At 33.5% G+C, this 1,087-nt stretch carries 2 protein-coding genes; both read right to left on the bottom strand.

The window, feature by feature from the left end; translation table 11 throughout:
• Positions 1-470 (bottom strand): class I SAM-dependent methyltransferase (locus AB1349_14610; GenBank protein ID MEW6558558.1); only part of this gene is annotated, 470 nt, incomplete at its 3' end.
• Between the two features lie 25 nt (positions 471-495).
• Positions 496-870 (bottom strand): hypothetical protein, encoded by a 375-nt coding sequence (locus AB1349_14615; GenBank protein ID MEW6558559.1) that lies wholly within the window; start codon positions 868-870, stop codon positions 496-498.
• Positions 871-1,087: the final 217 nt, after the last annotated feature.

Below are 1,087 nucleotides of genomic sequence, written 5' to 3' on the forward strand. Positions count from 1 at the left end.
ATCCAAATTTTAAAATCTTCCAGAACTGAGTAGTAATCATGCTTAGCATCTATGAAAATAAGTTCCGCTTTAATTTGAGACTTTAACAATGTATGGGCAGCTTCTACTGAAGTCTGTCGTATAAATTTAACTTGATGATTCCATTTTCTTATTTCTCTTTTAGCTATAAATTGCGGGAATGAAAAGTTTAACAACTTTTCTAATCTTAACTCCAAGAAATATGGATCTATAAGATAGAGTTTCCCACCACTATCCATACTCTGACAGAATATTTTACTGGTAGTCCCTTCAAAGACGCCTACCTCAATTATACATTTTTTCCCCTTCGCAAAAACTGAGAGTATCTCATGTTCACGTGATGTTAGTGAGGTATAAGCCTTTCTAAAGCCTAAAAGGTATTTTATAAATCCCAAAGTATAACTATGAACAATTCTATTTATAAGTGTAGAAACCTTATTACTTAAATACATCGTAAGAGAATAATTTCTCCAGCTGTTACTTTTTAGCCTGGAAATAAATATGCTGACCTTGTCTATTCATCATTTTAAGCGTAATTAAAGCCAATGGCAGAAATGTTGTTTTTTCAAGTATTTTCGCACACTCATTAACAACTTTAAAAAAACTTCCTACAAATATATGCATCTTTTTATTTCCCTCTTTATTTTTAATAATTTCCTCCAATGTTAGGTGTGCCAGTTGTTCATCACCTGTAAAAGATTTCTTTATTTTCAATCTAATCACATTCATGAAATTTCCTAGAATCACTCTTTGCCACCAGTACGATGCCTCTAAAAGAGAGAAAAAACAGCACGGTTTTAGCCAGATATTGGTGAAGCCATTTTTTTCAAGGTAAATTTTTAATACTTCCATAGACCATTTTGTAAAATGATGAGGTGGATAATCTCTAAAACCGAACGCTCTGTCAGACAGTTTTGCTAGAAATCTATCTCTATTGGGGACTGTCCTGCTCGACATTTTTGGAACAACTATTTCGAGTTTAAAGTTAGTCCTACTAGGCTTTCAAGTTTATAATAATTAGCCGGGACCTCATATCCCAGCGCCTCATGCGGCCTATAGGTGTTGTATT

This window comes from Elusimicrobiota bacterium (assembly GCA_040757695.1).
Taxonomy (GTDB): domain Bacteria; phylum Elusimicrobiota; class UBA8919; order UBA8919; family UBA8919; genus JBFLWK01.

Bases quoted from the DNA above. Each gene is read 5' to 3' on its own strand.
- AB1349_14615 (MEW6558559.1), bottom strand. From the start codon at position 870: ATGGAAGTATTAAAAATTTACCTTGAAAAAAATGGCTTCACCAATATC.